Below are 13,312 nucleotides of genomic sequence, written 5' to 3'. Positions count from 1 at the left end.
TACCAAAAGATATAATTACGGGCAAACAATCAACCAATTCGCCTTAATCAGGTTTACTGGTGAAGCTCATGACTGATGAATCTATGACCATCAAGGTCTCCAAGGGTGACATTGTCCGCGTGGATTACGACGCATACATCGTTGAGAACGGTATGCTTTTCGACACCACCAGCACGGACAAGGCCAAGGAGGCCGATATCTATAACGAGAACCTGACCTACCGCGCCCTGCCTTTGCTGGTCGGCGGCGGAAGGGTCTTCCCCGGATTGGACGAGGCGCTGGAAGGCGTCGAGATCGGTGTGAAGAGCACCGTCGAGATCCCCCCCGAGAAGGCCGCTGGTCCGAGGGACCCCAAGCTGTTGGAGAACATCGCCTTGCGGGAGTTCCTGAGACAGGAGATACGCCCGGAGATCGGTATGGAAGTTAACATCCACAACCGCACCGGTACCGTCGTCACCGTGACCAACAGGATGGTCCGCGTCGATTTCAACCGCCGCTTCGCCGGTGCCGTTCTGAAGTACGACTTCACTGTTCTGGACAAGATCGAGGGAGACGAGAACAAGGTCTTGGCCATCTGCGAGATGGACTACGGCACCAATGAGGGATTCAGGGCCGTTGTCGATGGCGATAAGGTAGTTCTTTACCTACCGGACGTCTGCAAGTACGACCAGAAGTGGCTGATGTCCAAGTACAAGATCGTCGCCGACCTCCGAGAGGTCTTCGGCGCCGTGACCGTGGAGCTGGTGGAGGAGTACCTCAAGAAAGAGGAGAAGTCCGCCACCGAAGAGGCTACCGCTGAGGTTACCGAAGAGGCAACCGAAGAGGTCACCGACGAGAAGGCTCCAGAGGAGCTCTAAACCCCTTCTTTTTAAAACATTTTAAATATCTTATTTCTAATCAACGGAACGCGTGGGCGGGTGGCCTAGTCTGGATATGGCGGCAGCCTCCTAAGCTGCAGGCCGGGGGTTCGAATCCCCCCCCGCCCGCTTCTGTTCATAAAATGCATACTGTCGTCCTGATATCAGGCCGACAGGCCTCATTCCCGGTTCAACCACACCATCTTCCGGGGAAGGGCGAACTCCACTCCGTTCTCATTAAAGACCTTGTAAAGATTGGTGCGATATTCCGTGCGGGCGATGTGACGATTGAAGACCGTGTCCACCCAGATGAATATGGTGAGCAGCATGCGTCCGTCCTTGATCTCGGACACGCGCACCACCGGGGCGTTATCGCCCTGCAGTATCTGCGAGGTGCGGCGCGAGGCTTCCATCATCAGCTCCTCGATCCTTCCGGCGTTCTCGAAGTCCCCCACCCTTACCTTGACGTTCACCTTGTAGCGGACATCGGGGGCGTTCATGTTGATGATGGTCTGATTCTCTATCAGGGAGTTGGGGACGATGATATCCTCGGACGTGTCCAGGTCGTGTAGCGTTGTGATCCGCATGCCGATCTTGCGCACCTCGGCGGTATGCCCGTTCTCCAGGGGGACCCGGTCTCCGACCTTGAAAGGACGGTCGATCATCAGCTGAAGGCCGGAAAAGAAGTTGCCCAGGGTCGGCTGCAAGGCGTACCCGATGATGATCCCAAGGAAACCCAGACCCAGTATCGCCCCTCCCAGGTCCATTCCCAGGATTCCGGCCATGATGAAAATGGCCGCGACAGGGATGATGATCTTCCCTATCATCTCCACCGCGTTCACCATGGCGTCGTCCAGGTCCGAGCTGGTATTCTTGGATCGGGCGCGTCCGTAGCCGACGACCAATTTCACCAGCAATCGATATGCCAGAAGGGCCCCTATCACCACCAAGGTGAGCAGGTAGGCCAGTTCCAGGTCGGCCACCAGGCCGGGGTCCAGCTCCAGTATTTCCAGTGAGGAGATCATACCGAAGACCAGTACCAGCAGGAACAGGGGATGTTTGATCACCTCGATGATGACATCGTCCCACTGGGAGGATGTCTTTCGGGTCATACTGTGCAGGGCCGGTCCCAAACCCTTCATTATCAGGTATGCGATCCCCACCCAGATGAGTATGCTGACGGAGAACGCTCCCCAGTTGCCGTCCAAAGGAGCGGGCAGGAAGTTATCCCAGATACCCAGGACCTTGTTCTCCCTATCTAGATCGCCGTAGAATGAATGGGCGTCAAGGACCACGGAGTGCGATTCTCCGATGACCTGCTCAGTGATCATATCGGTCACGTTGAATTGCATCTGCAGCGTAAGGCTGACAGTGTACATGTCGCGGCTGGCGGTGATGTTGAGGAACACATCCTGACCCTCGCCCGGCTCGACGACCACATAGGTCGGTTCCAGCAGGTAGGTCAAACGTGACGGCAAGGCCGTATCCAGCTCAACGGTGATCAGTTGAGGGTCCGAACCGTTGTTGTAGACCACCCATTGGAAAGAGGTACCGTACCCGGCATCCACCGTTTGCTGGTCGTCCACCTGATAGATCGTGACGGCGCCAGGGTCCGCCTGGAGCGCCGGGCCGATGATGACCAGTATGAGCATCGCCACCAGCAATGACCAGACGACCTTCCCGCTTCGTAACATGTCAACCCTCCCTCATGCCCCCAGAGGATAAAACGTTTACTTCAACGAACTTCCAGACGCTCACCGGGACGCATGACGGACAAATGGAACGGGGCGTTCGCGCAACCTTTGCGTATTTCCTCCACGTCCAATGCGATGGCCTCGAACGTTCCGTAGTGCATGGGGACCAGCCGCTTGGCGCCCAGCAACCTCATGGCCCTCACGGCATCCTTCAGACCCATGGTGTAGGTGCCTCCTACGGGCAGCATCGCTACGTCTATGACGGCCTCCTCTCCGATGAGCGCCATGTCCCCGAACAGCGCCGTGTCGCCGGCGTGGAATAGGATCCTGCCGCCCATCTCGATCAGGAATGAGCAGGGGACGCCCACGTTGTGCACGTCGTCGAAGGAGGAGGAGTGCACCGCCGGGAATAGCTTGACCTTTCCGAAGGGGAAGAGGAACTCTCCGCCGATGTGCCCGGAGATGATGCTAGCTCCCATCTCCTCCAGCCTGTTCCCCACCTCGAAGGTGGCCAGGACCAGGCACCCGCAGCGCTGGGATATCTCGGCCGCGTCACCGCTGTGATCGCTATGGCCGTGGGTCACCAGTATGAGCGTGGGACGGATGTCCTTGGCCGAAGGCGGTGCTGAAGGGTTACCATCAAGAAAGGGATCTATCAACACGACCTCCTTCTCATGGCGCAGAACGAACGCGGAATGCCCCAAATATTCCAACTCGGTCATGATGGTCTATCCCCCCTCGCGGTTATTCAATCTTTGCTGGACCGCATCGCCCTTCAGCTCCCGCAACGCGTCCGCGGCCACCCATTTGGAGGCCTTGTCCCCCTTCATCTTGATCCTTTCGGCCGTCTCCACCGCTTTCCGGTTCAAGAGCACGTTTCGCTTTCCTACCTGCCTCAAGGCCCAGTTGACCGCCTTCTTGACGAAATTGCGTTCATCGGCGCTATGGCGCTCTACTGCGTCAAGGAACGACAGGAAGTCGTCGTCCTTGGCCTCACGGGCATGGACGGCCAGGACGGCCATGAGAACGAATCCCGCTCTTTTCTGGAACTCCCCATGGCGCTCGCTCCACTCCAATGCTTTCTTCCAGGCGTTGGGGGTCAGGCGGAACAGGTTGTTGCAGCATTGGTCGCAGATGTCCCAGGACGCGAACTCGTCCACCATGGCGTCCATCTGGGATTCGCTGACCTTGTCGGGTTCGTCCACCAAGGTGGCCAACATCCTGGCCTCGTGCACTTCGGTGGCCCATAGGGCGGCGGCGAGCGCGTGGTCCCGCCCGATCTCCCTGGCCAGCGATCTGATCTGCGGCAAGGTTACGCCCAAAGCACGATCGACAGGGATGCCGTACCGGGCCATACCGCTCAATCTTGATGGATCGGCCAGCTCGTTCAACCGGCGCATTACCTCGTCCGGACGCATGGTTAGGGATAATGGATAAAAAAGATAAAAAGAGGAAGGGCCGAAGATCTCAGCCCTTCATGGAACTGCTCTCTCCGGTCCTGATCCGGATGGTCTCCTCGACGGGAACGACGAATATCTTACCGTCCCCGATCTCTCCGGTCCGAGCGCATTCGACGATGGCATCGATGACCGCCTGAGCGCGATCATCGTTCACCACCACCTCCACCTTGACCTTGGGCAGCATGTCCACTCGGTACTTGCCCGCGCGGTGGGTGAACTCCAGTCCCTTCTGTTCCCCTCGGCCCAGAACATCGGTGATGGTCATGGCGTTCACGTCGATCTTCTCCAGCCCTACCTTGACCGCTTCCAACCGCTCGCCGCGGATTATCGCTTCGATCTTCTTCATTTTCATCACCTCAGGTAGTAGGCGCTCTCACCGTGCTGTATGATATCGGCGCCTATGCGTTCTTCCCTCTTGTTCATACGCAGGGGCATGAACTTGGACAGGACCTTCAGTATGATCACGGTGATACAGAAGGCGAAACCCCACACCACCGCGACGGAGATGATCTGCGCCACCAGAAGGTTCGTTCCGCCTCCGTACAGCAGGCCGTCCTTTCCGGCCGCGTTGACCGCCGTGGTGGCGAAAAGACCTGTTGCGATGGCACCGAACGTGCCGCCCAGACCGTGCACTCCCCAGACGTCCAGGGCATCATCGAACCCGAACTTCTTGCGCAGCAGTATCCCGCTATAGCAGACCGCCGCCGCTCCCATGCCTATGAATAGAGCTCCGGTGGCGTTGACGTATCCGGCCGCCGGCGTGATGGCCACCAGTCCACCCACTCCACCGGATATGAGCCCGAGAACGCTCACCCTGCCGGTATGCAGCCAGCTGATCAATCCCCAGATGATCGCGGCCATCGCGGCCGATATATGGGTGACCACCAGGGCGTTGGCCGCCAATCCGTTCGAGGCCAAGGCGCTGCCGCCGTTGAATCCGAACCAGCCGATCCAGAGCAAAGCGCCGCCCAATACCACGAAGGGTATGTTGTGCGGTTGCTCGGCATTACCATTGGTGTGGGTGATCCTTTTTCCCAGCACCAGGGCCGCGGCCAAGGTCGAAACTCCGGCGGTGATATGTACGACGGTACCGCCGGCGAAATCAAGCGCACCTAATTGGGCGATCCATCCTCCGCCCCACACCCAGTGGGCCACGGGAATGTAGACCGCCACCGTCCATATGGACAGGAAGATGACCAGGGAACTGAGCTTCATGCGTTCCGCCACACCGCCTATGATCAGGGCGACGGTGATTATGGCGAACATCCCCTGATACATCATGAACAGCAGGTGGGGGACGGTCGGCGCTATGCCGTTGGGCGAGAGATCGACGCCGTTAAGCATCAGATATCCAGCATCGCCGATGAGGCCGGAGTGATCTGCCCCAAAGGCGAGCGAATAACCGAGAACGACCCATATCACCGTGACGATCCCGACTATGATTATGCTCTGTCCCAGCATGGAGAGGAAGCTATCCTTGCGCAGCATGCCTCCGTAGAAGAACGCCACCGCCGGGGTCATTAAGAACACCAACCCGGTGGCCATCATCAGCCAGGCGGTGTCACCGCTGTCTATCTCGCCATCAGCCGCCGCGGCTGGTGAGGCGACCAAAGGCATCAGCACCAGGACCAGGGCGAAGAGTAGGGCGATCTTGATTCCAATTCGTTTAATCATGATTGTGACCTCATTTCCGTCCTTGACCGTTCTAATAACGGTACTTTGACGACATTGATAGATAAATTACTAAAAAAAGCTTACTGTATGCTACAAATGTTTACTAATATGAAATAATGGTGCATAAATGGATAATCGGAATCAAAATATTCCGATAGGCTATCTAAAAGGGCTGAAGCTGACTAAGCAAAAAGATGATGGAGAGGTCAGTTCTTTGGTAGTATGTCAAAGCAGAGCTTGACCGCACGGTCCACGTCGGAGGGGTCATGTTGGACGTCATCGACCTTCCTCAGACCAAGATCGGTCACCAGAACATGATACGTCACCTTGATCCCCGCCTTTTCCAAGGTCTTCCCCGCGCACTTGACCGGGCAGCCGTCGACCGCCAGCACCATCTTGGCCTGCTTGGCCCCGGTGACCGGTCCCGGCATGCCCGCGGATACTGCCGCCAGGCAGGCCATCTTGCCCGTCCCTCCCGTTGCCAGACGAAACACGGCGGCGTTGGCTATCTGTCCCACGTTGCACCCTCCGGAACAGGAGAAGATCATGAGGTCCTGTCCGCTGCATTGACATTCCTCGGTATCGGTCATCCAATGAAAGATGGCAGCCACCAAGACATAATCCTTGCGTCCGGAAAGTATAATCTAAGGTAGGAGTCCCTTTGTTGATATGGGTCTGCATATGAAGGAGTACGATCTGATAGTCATCGGTTCAGGGGCAGGCATGAACGTTGCCTCCAAGGCCAGAGAAAAGGGCATGAAGGTGGCGGTGGTGGAGAACGGACCCATGGGCGGGACCTGCTTGAACCGGGGCTGCATTCCCAGCAAGATCATGGTCACGCCGGCGGATATCGTGCGGGTCATCGCCGACGCCAAGCGCATCGGCATCCATGCCAAGGTGGAGAGGACCGATTTCCAGCTGGTGCGGAAGCGCATGTGGGACCTCATACTTCCTGACAGGGACGGTATGCTGGAAGCGGTGAAGGCGGACAAGGAGCTGGACTTCTATCCCACGACCGCCCACTTCACCGACAAATATACGCTGCAGGCGGGGTCGGAGCAGATCACCGCGCAAAAGATCATCATCGCCGCAGGGGCGCGCACCAAGGTGCCGGAGATCCCCGGTCTGCTGGACGTCGGTTTCCTCACCTCCGAGGATTTCTTCGATATGACCGAACTGCCGGAGAGCATGGTCATACTCGGCGGAGGCTACAAGGCCAGCGAGCTAGGGATGTTCCTCGCGTCGTTCGGCTGCCGCACCACCATCATCGGCCATAATCCCCGGCTGCTCAAGAACGAGGAGCCAGAGATCAGCGAGATAGTGCTGAAAAGATCCCTGGAATACATGGACGTGAGGGTGAACCAAGAGGTCACCTCAGTTCGCTCGGAGGGCGGAGAGAAAGTGGTGGTGCACAAGGACCGCTCCAGCGGAGAGGCGCAGGAGGTACGGGCGAAGCAGGTCCTGGTCACCACCGGGGTGCAGAGCAATGCCGATTGGCTGCGCCCGCAGGTCGCCGGAATAATCGTGGACAAGAACAACTACGTGGTGGTGGACAAGTTCATGGAGACCAACGTGCCGGGGATATACGCCATCGGGGACATCATCGGCCGCACCATGTTCCGCCACACCGCCAACTACCACTCCGAGCTGGTATGGTACAATATGTTCGGCGCTAAGAAGGTAGAGCTGGACGAGCACGCCGTCCCCCACGCGGTGTTCGGCTACCCGGAGGTTGGCAGCGTCGGGCTTACGCAGGAGGAGTGCAAGCGCCTAGGCCTCAAGGTGCTGGTAGGCAGGAAAGGATACATGGACTGCGCCAAGGGATACGCCATGGGCGAGGAGGACGGTTTCGTCAAGGTCATCGTCGATCAGAGCAGCCGGCGGATATTGGGGGCGCACATCGTCGGTTCGCACGCCGCCATACTGGTGCAGCAGGTAGTGTATCTGATGAACGCCGGCGACCAGACATACATGCCCATGGCCCGCAGTCAGTGCATTCATCCGGCCCTAAGCGAAGCGGTGACCGGCGCCTTCGCCAACCTGGTGGACCCGGAGCACCATCATCACTGATCGTTGTTGCAGGTGTGATAGGCCGCGGCACGCTTGGGGTTGTTCATGAACTTCATGACCTTCAGACCGGTGACGCTGGTTATGAACGGCATGGGCGGGGTCAGGAAGAAGAAGGAGGAGATGAGGGCCCCCAGCTTCCTATCCCCCCGCATGGAGTTGATCTTCTTGATGAGCGGGTCGTCAGGATCGTCCCCCTCTAGAATTCCAAAGAACGATTTCAGCATGAGCTTGTCCGCCTGCAGCACCACCTGTATGCTCCACTTCACGCCCATCTCCAAGGTCGATATCATTCCCTGGGCGGTGGTGGTCTTGTTCAGTATGGCCTTCCGGAAGTCCTCGGCGGTCTCTCCGGGGAAAGCAGTGTGCGAGCATCCCAGCTGGCCGAGGGCGTGGGCGTCGCTTCCGCCCACCACGGCCCATTTCCCGCTCTCCGCGTGTTTCTCCGCGGCATCGTTGGCATAGCCGTCCAGATGCCCGCCGTTCAAGGTCTCCAGCGCATCGATGTCCAGTTCGTCCACCAGGGGACCGAGCGCGGGAACGTGCCTGCTGAAGGGATGAGGCGCAACGACCAGGCCTCCCTGGGTACGTATGTTGGCGATGGCCTCTTTGGCAGAGAGCCCTCGGGGAACGTCCTCCTCGATGAACAGGCCGATGACCTCGCCGTCGTTGGTCTTGATCTCAGAACCGACGACGACCTCGATATCATCGTAGCGCTTGGCGTACTCTCTGGCGAGCAATCCGCCCTTGACGGAATCGTGATCGGTTATGCACAGCACCCTAAGCCCGATCTTTCGGGCGATGTCGACAACATCCTCAGGGCGGCATATGGATTCGGGGAACTTGAGCGCCCCGAACTGCCCTAGACCAGAGTACCTGGTATGTACGTGGACATCGGCCTTGCTGAACACGGTTTGGGGAACGTAAGTTCTTGTTTAATTAGGTTCGCACCCCTGCAGGGAAGGTCTGGAAATGAAAAAAGAGGTGGTCGAGCGGCTCAGCCGCTGACCTTGGTCATAGGCTGTCCGCAGCACACCAGGGTGCCGTTGCCAGACTCGATCAACTTCACTTTGTTCCCGCATATCTCGCACTCGTAGACCTCACCGACCTTGGTCATTTTGAACACCTGTGATATTAACGCAGCCCTCAGGTCTTAATGCTTTTCGCTATGTCCACGCCAAAGGCGTGGCTTTTCTCCACGCCGTCCTTCATGGGAGCGAACTTGATCTCCAGGTCGGGATACGGAAACTCCAGCCCAGCGCCCTCCAGGTTCTCTTTGATGGCCTTGACGGCTCCCCCGCCCCAACCGTAGGAGCCGAACACCGCGGCCTTGCGGCCCTTGGGCCTCAGCCCCTTCATGTAAGTGGTGATGTCCGCCACGGTGGGGAACATGCCGTTGTTCAGGGTGCAGGAGCCGATGACCACCACTCGGGAGCGCAGCACTTCGCGCATGACGGTGGAACGTTCGCTGACCGTCAGGCGAAGCAGTGTGACAGGGACGCCCTGCGAGCGTATGCCTTCGGTGATGGCCTCGGCCATTTTCTCCGTGGAGCCCCACATGGTATCGTAAATTACGACCGCCCTTTCCTCGGTCTCTCCTCCAGCCCACCGCAGATAGGCCCTGATGATATCCTGGATGTGGGAGCGCCACATGATCCCGTGGGAGGTGGCCACGATCTTGATGGGGAGGTCCTTGACCTTCTCGTAGGTCTTCTTGACCTGGGAGCCGAAAGGCATCAGGATGTTGGCATAGTACGTCGAAGCCTCCTCCATCACCACGCACATGTCCACCTGGTCATCGAAGCGTTCGGAGCTGCAGAGGTGCTGACCGAAGGCGTCCATGGAGAAGAGCACCTGGTCCTCCACCGCGTAGGTGAACATCGATTCCGGCCAATGCAGCATGGGCGTCTCGATGAAGCGCAGGGTGCGTTTACCGATGGACAGTTCTTCGCCGTCCTTGACCTCCCGTGTCCTCATCGGTCCGTAGTTCAAACGCAACGCTTCCACCCCCTTCTTGGAGGTGACTATCTCCGCACCGGTGAGATGCTGCGTCATAGGCAGTCCGCTGGCGTGGTCCCCCTCGGCGTGATTGGAGACGATGAGGTCGATATCCTTGGGATCGATCACCGATGCTATGCGGGACATCATCTCCGCTATGAAAGGCAACTTGACGCAATCGATGAGGGTGACCTTCTCGTCCAGTATGAGGTAGGCGTTGTAGGAAGTTCCCCTTGGGGTGCTGAAGCCGTGGAAATTTCGGGCGTTCCAATCCAGTACTCCCACCCAGTATATGCCGTCGGATATCTGAACCGCTTCCATATTATCGTATGAACGATTGTTCTGGGGATTAATACATTCTTGGCAGAAGGTTTTTGAGATGAGCGGTGCCATTACCCGTTGATGAACGAGGCCCTGCGGATGGTGATGGACGCGCTTCGCGGTGTTATGGGCGATAAGAGGTACACCACCATGGAGGTGGAGGAAATGCTGGACATCTTCGGATACCGCTGCCCCGATGATCTCGCTCGTTCGCTAAACAAACTTCGTAAGATGGGATTGGTCTGCGGTGAAGTGGACAGGGAAAAGGCTTGCTGGGTGTGGTGGGTCGAACCGTCTGAAAAAGAACCGGATCAGCCGGTATAGTAGTATTCGCCCCTTTCCTTCTGCTCCCGATCGAGCCGGGACCCGGGCTTGTTTATGCGCGGGCGGTTGGTATCGGTATCCCTTCTGAAGGTAACGTCCACATTCTTGAGGAAGAGGTTCATGCCCTTGCGCATGTCCAGAGGTCCTTGCCCCAGACCCTCCTTCCCTGCTATGCCATCGAACACCATGATGGAATCGGCAACCATGTCCAGGAAGTAGATATCGTGATCGACGACCAGGGCGCTGCGGCCCTTCTTCTCCATGGTGCGCCGCACTGTCTTGGCCGCTTCCATCCTCTGATTGGAATCAAGATAGGCCGACGGTTCGTCCAGAAGATATATGTCCGCCTCGCGGGACAGGCAGAGGGCGATGGCCACTCGCTGAAGTTCTCCGCCGGATAAGGTCATCACGTTCTTTTCCAGCAGATTTTTCAAGGTGAGCGGCCGGGCGATCTCGCTTTGGAAGAAGCCGGACTCGAAGAAGTCCTTCACCGTGGCGTTGAACATCTCCCGCACCGTACCGTCGAAATCAGGACTGATGTACTGCGGCTTGTAGCTGACCTTGAAATGGCTGTCGATCTTGCCCACGGTAGGCTTCAGCGCTCCGGCGATGACCTTCACGAAGGTGGTCTTGCCGATGGCGTTCGGTCCCACGATACCGACGGTCTCCCCGATCTTGATGGCGCCCGGTTCCACCTTGAGATGGAAGGAGGGGTACTGGCATTCGATGGTGTCGTACTCCATCAGGTTGAACTGCTCCCAGTTGGCGCGCGGCGGGCGGGACTCGAAGACGATCCGCGTGTCGCGGAAGCGCATGTTCTCCTCCTTGGCGTATCCGTCCAGGTATATGTTTATGGCCGAGCGTACTTGGCGCGGAAGGGAGAATATTCCGAAGGCTCCCTCGGAACCGAACACCAGGTAGACGTTCTCGGCCAGGAAATCCAAGATGGCAAGATCGTGCTCGATGACCACCACCTGTTTTTCCCGGGCCAATTTTTCGATGACCCGGGCGACCCTCATCCTCTGGTAGATATCAAGGTAGGAGGAAGGTTCGTCGAAGAAGTAGATCTCGGCGTCCTTCATGATGGTGGCGGCTATGGCGACCCTCTGCAGTTCTCCGCCGGAAAGCTCGGTCATCTGGCGGTTTATTGCTTCGTCCAGTTCTAGTAAGGGAACCGCCTCGTCGATGGTCATCCGTCCCTCCACCTTCTTGAGCAGCTCGCGCACGCTGCCCTTGAACACGGTCGGCAGTTTGTCCACGTACTGCGGCTTGATGGAGGTGCGCACCTCCTTTTCGAACACTCGTTTCAAATGATCGTGAAGTTCGGTGCCGGCGAAATGGTCCAGCACCTCATCCTTGCTGGGCGGGTTCTCATAGTTACCGAGGTTCGGTATCTCTTCACCGGACAGCAGGCGGAACGAGGTGCTCTTCCCTATTCCGTTGGGACCGAGGATACCGGTCACGACGCCGTCCTTGGGGACCGGGAGGCGGTACAGGCGGAAGCCGTTCTTTCCATACTGGTGAACGATGTCCTCGCGCAGTTCGTCGGGCAGGCCGATGATCTTGAGGGCTTCGAATGGACACTTATGCACACAGATGCCGCATCCTGTACACAGGTCCTCGGAAACGATCGGACGGCCGTCATCGCCTATGACCACCGCTTCCACTCCCGTGCGCACTATAGGGCAGTACTTCAGGCATTCCCGATTGCACTTCTTATATTGACATCGGTCCCGCAGGAGCACCGCTATGCGCATGCTCCCACCTATTGAGAGGAGGCATAAAAAAGTAATTGTCCTGCGCGAGGACTGGGGGAAGTTATCGAGCTATTCTACGGTCACACGAGGGTGAACATGGACCACGAGCTCAAGGACACCTGCTTGGCGCTCAGGACCTCGACGAGTTCCTGATCATGATCAAGGATAGCAACAACGAGGATCTGGCCTTGCAGGTAGGGCTGGTTAGGGACGGAGGGTGGAATTGTCCGTCTAAGAGATGAATATCTAAAAATGATTTTATAAGAAGGTGTAAATGAAGCGGTATGAGGACTTCTATCTTATCTGAAGACATTCAAGCCATCGCACAGTTGGATAAGAGACCTGCTCTGTTCGAGAAGGGTGAGAGCATCTTCTGGGAGCATCCTCACATATCGAAGATGATGTTGTCGGCACATCTCGATCAATCCACCGGTGCAGCTAGCAGACGATTCGAAGACATTGATAGATCCGTCGAATGGATCGACGGCAATCTGAAGAAGTCGGGTGCGCGGACGATTCTCGATCTGGGATGCGGTCCTGGATTGTACGCAAAGCGATTGGCTGAATTGGGATACGAAGTGTTGGGCGTGGACATCTCAAGCAACAGCATCGCCTACGCGAACGAGAACCGGGACGGGATGGAAAGACTCGACTACACGGTCGCGAACTATCTTGAGCTCGATCTCGATCGTCATTTCGATGCTGTGCTACTAATCTACGGCGACCTGTGCGCCCTGAGCGATGATGATATGAGCGCGTTTCTCGACAAGGTGAACGGCTGGCTCAACCCGAAAGGTCTTTTCGTATTCGATACGATGAAGAAGGATATCATCGAGGAACTCGGCGACGAAGTTTGGCAAGCGGCGGAGACGGGATTTTGGAGGGACTCCCCCCACATAGTCCTCCAGAGGAGATATGATTATCCAGATCATCCTGCCTCTGTCAATCAGTACATAGTCCTGGAGGGAGGGAGAGATCCGGTCGTTTATCGCGTTTGGTTCAATTACGTCGATGAGAGGCGTGCTCGATCTCTGATGGTAAGGCATGGGTTTGAGACGCTCGAGATCCGGGGCGATCTCAGAGGGACTCCGGTCAAGGCAGACGATCATTGGATGGGCGTTCTGGCAAGGAAGCCTTGATCGAGATTGGGCCGGTTAGGA

General features: G+C 57.4%; 15 protein-coding genes and 1 tRNA gene. 6 read left to right on the top strand and 10 right to left on the bottom strand.

From position 1 onward, the window contains the following. Positions 1 to 68 precede the first annotated feature (68 nt). Both VMW85_06055 and VMW85_06050 read left to right on the top strand, forming a co-directional pair. Entirely contained in the window at positions 69 to 857 is a 789-nt protein-coding gene (locus tag VMW85_06055) for an FKBP-type peptidyl-prolyl cis-trans isomerase (GenBank protein HUT27592.1), read from the top strand. A 54-nt stretch (positions 858 to 911) separates the two neighbouring features. Then, positions 912 to 986: transfer RNA gene (locus VMW85_06050), tRNA-Arg, on the top strand. 50 nt (positions 987 to 1,036) lie between these two features. On the opposite strand, the gene VMW85_06045 is transcribed toward VMW85_06050, so the two are convergent. The 6 genes from VMW85_06045 to VMW85_06020 form a co-directional block, all read right to left on the bottom strand. Then, the gene (locus tag VMW85_06045) at positions 1,037 to 2,551 is read right to left on the bottom strand and encodes a mechanosensitive ion channel family protein (GenBank protein HUT27591.1); all 1,515 of its coding nucleotides are present in this window, start codon (positions 2,549 to 2,551) and stop codon (positions 1,037 to 1,039) included. Positions 2,552 to 2,592: 41 nt separating this feature from the next. Continuing rightward, entirely contained in the window at positions 2,593 to 3,273 is a 681-nt protein-coding gene (locus VMW85_06040; GenBank protein ID HUT27590.1) for a metal-dependent hydrolase, read from the bottom strand. A 6-nt stretch (positions 3,274 to 3,279) separates the two neighbouring features. Continuing rightward, positions 3,280 to 3,969, bottom strand: coding sequence for a DNA alkylation repair protein (locus VMW85_06035; protein ID HUT27589.1), 690 nt, complete (start codon positions 3,967 to 3,969; stop codon positions 3,280 to 3,282). Between the two features lie 49 nt (positions 3,970 to 4,018). Next, positions 4,019 to 4,357, bottom strand: a complete 339-nt coding sequence (locus VMW85_06030; GenBank protein ID HUT27588.1) for a P-II family nitrogen regulator — start codon at positions 4,355 to 4,357, stop codon at positions 4,019 to 4,021. A gap of 5 nt (positions 4,358 to 4,362) precedes the next feature. Next, positions 4,363 to 5,685, bottom strand: coding sequence for an ammonium transporter (locus tag VMW85_06025; GenBank protein ID HUT27587.1), 1,323 nt, complete (start codon positions 5,683 to 5,685; stop codon positions 4,363 to 4,365). 206 nt (positions 5,686 to 5,891) lie between these two features. Further along, positions 5,892 to 6,275, bottom strand: coding sequence for a putative zinc-binding protein (locus VMW85_06020; protein HUT27586.1), 384 nt, complete (start codon positions 6,273 to 6,275; stop codon positions 5,892 to 5,894). Between the two features lie 79 nt (positions 6,276 to 6,354). Between VMW85_06020 and VMW85_06015 the strand changes: the two genes are divergently transcribed. After that, the gene (locus VMW85_06015) at positions 6,355 to 7,755 is read left to right on the top strand and encodes a dihydrolipoyl dehydrogenase (protein ID HUT27585.1); all 1,401 of its coding nucleotides are present in this window, start codon (positions 6,355 to 6,357) and stop codon (positions 7,753 to 7,755) included. On the opposite strand, the gene VMW85_06010 is transcribed toward VMW85_06015, so the two are convergent. From VMW85_06010 to VMW85_06000, 3 genes are all read right to left on the bottom strand, one after another. After that, positions 7,749 to 8,663, bottom strand: coding sequence for a PHP-associated domain-containing protein (locus tag VMW85_06010; protein ID HUT27584.1), 915 nt, complete (start codon positions 8,661 to 8,663; stop codon positions 7,749 to 7,751). The genes VMW85_06015 and VMW85_06010 overlap by 7 nt on opposite strands. A gap of 86 nt (positions 8,664 to 8,749) precedes the next feature. Continuing rightward, positions 8,750 to 8,869, bottom strand: coding sequence for a desulfoferrodoxin FeS4 iron-binding domain-containing protein (locus VMW85_06005; GenBank protein HUT27583.1), 120 nt, complete (start codon positions 8,867 to 8,869; stop codon positions 8,750 to 8,752). 29 nt (positions 8,870 to 8,898) lie between these two features. Beyond that, positions 8,899 to 10,071 (bottom strand): FprA family A-type flavoprotein, encoded by a 1,173-nt coding sequence (locus tag VMW85_06000; protein ID HUT27582.1) that lies wholly within the window; start codon positions 10,069 to 10,071, stop codon positions 8,899 to 8,901. 81 nt (positions 10,072 to 10,152) lie between these two features. Between VMW85_06000 and VMW85_05995 the strand changes: the two genes are divergently transcribed. After that, the gene (locus VMW85_05995; protein HUT27581.1) at positions 10,153 to 10,395 is read left to right on the top strand and encodes a hypothetical protein; all 243 of its coding nucleotides are present in this window, start codon (positions 10,153 to 10,155) and stop codon (positions 10,393 to 10,395) included. On the opposite strand, the gene VMW85_05990 is transcribed toward VMW85_05995, so the two are convergent. Continuing rightward, positions 10,383 to 12,152 carry a ribosome biogenesis/translation initiation ATPase RLI gene (locus tag VMW85_05990; protein HUT27580.1) on the bottom strand — a complete coding sequence of 590 codons (1,770 nt, stop codon included), beginning with the start codon at positions 12,150 to 12,152 and terminating at the stop codon, positions 10,383 to 10,385. The two genes, VMW85_05995 and VMW85_05990, sit on opposite strands and share 13 nt — an antisense overlap. Before the next feature lie 35 nt (positions 12,153 to 12,187). On the opposite strand from VMW85_05990, the gene VMW85_05985 reads away from it, so the two are divergent. Together VMW85_05985 and VMW85_05980 are read left to right on the top strand one after the other, a co-directional pair. Next, positions 12,188 to 12,394: a hypothetical protein gene (locus VMW85_05985; protein HUT27579.1), complete on the top strand. Its 207-nt coding sequence runs from the start codon at positions 12,188 to 12,190 to the stop codon at positions 12,392 to 12,394. Positions 12,395 to 12,436: 42 nt separating this feature from the next. Then, positions 12,437 to 13,291 carry a methyltransferase domain-containing protein gene (locus VMW85_05980; protein HUT27578.1) on the top strand — a complete coding sequence of 285 codons (855 nt, stop codon included), beginning with the start codon at positions 12,437 to 12,439 and terminating at the stop codon, positions 13,289 to 13,291. Positions 13,292 to 13,312: the final 21 nt, after the last annotated feature.

This window comes from Methanomassiliicoccales archaeon, from assembly GCA_035527755.1.
Taxonomy (GTDB): domain Archaea; phylum Thermoplasmatota; class Thermoplasmata; order Methanomassiliicoccales; family UBA472; genus UBA472.
This window is presented reverse-complemented; position numbering and strand designations above follow the sequence as displayed.

What these genes read in the sequence shown, in the direction of transcription:
- VMW85_06055 (HUT27592.1), top strand. Translation starts at nt 69, where the DNA reads ATGACTGATGAATCTATGACCATCAAGGTCTCCAAGGGTGACATTGTC.
- VMW85_06045 (HUT27591.1), bottom strand. Translation starts at nt 2,551, where the DNA reads ATGTTACGAAGCGGGAAGGTCGTCTGGTCATTGCTGGTGGCGATGCTC.
- VMW85_06040 (HUT27590.1), bottom strand. Translation starts at nt 3,273, where the DNA reads ATGACCGAGTTGGAATATTTGGGGCATTCCGCGTTCGTTCTGCGCCAT.
- VMW85_06035 (HUT27589.1), bottom strand. Translation starts at nt 3,969, where the DNA reads ATGCGTCCGGACGAGGTAATGCGCCGGTTGAACGAGCTGGCCGATCCA.
- VMW85_06030 (HUT27588.1), bottom strand. Translation starts at nt 4,357, where the DNA reads ATGAAGAAGATCGAAGCGATAATCCGCGGCGAGCGGTTGGAAGCGGTC.
- VMW85_06025 (HUT27587.1), bottom strand. Translation starts at nt 5,685, where the DNA reads ATGATTAAACGAATTGGAATCAAGATCGCCCTACTCTTCGCCCTGGTC.
- VMW85_06020 (HUT27586.1), bottom strand. Translation starts at nt 6,275, where the DNA reads ATGACCGATACCGAGGAATGTCAATGCAGCGGACAGGACCTCATGATC.
- VMW85_06015 (HUT27585.1), top strand. Translation starts at nt 6,355, where the DNA reads ATGGGTCTGCATATGAAGGAGTACGATCTGATAGTCATCGGTTCAGGG.
- VMW85_06005 (HUT27583.1), bottom strand. Translation starts at nt 8,869, where the DNA reads ATGACCAAGGTCGGTGAGGTCTACGAGTGCGAGATATGCGGGAACAAA.
- VMW85_06000 (HUT27582.1), bottom strand. Translation starts at nt 10,071, where the DNA reads ATGGAAGCGGTTCAGATATCCGACGGCATATACTGGGTGGGAGTACTG.
- VMW85_05995 (HUT27581.1), top strand. Translation starts at nt 10,153, where the DNA reads ATGAACGAGGCCCTGCGGATGGTGATGGACGCGCTTCGCGGTGTTATG.
- VMW85_05990 (HUT27580.1), bottom strand. Translation starts at nt 12,152, where the DNA reads ATGCGCATAGCGGTGCTCCTGCGGGACCGATGTCAATATAAGAAGTGC.
- VMW85_05980 (HUT27578.1), top strand. Translation starts at nt 12,437, where the DNA reads ATGAGGACTTCTATCTTATCTGAAGACATTCAAGCCATCGCACAGTTG.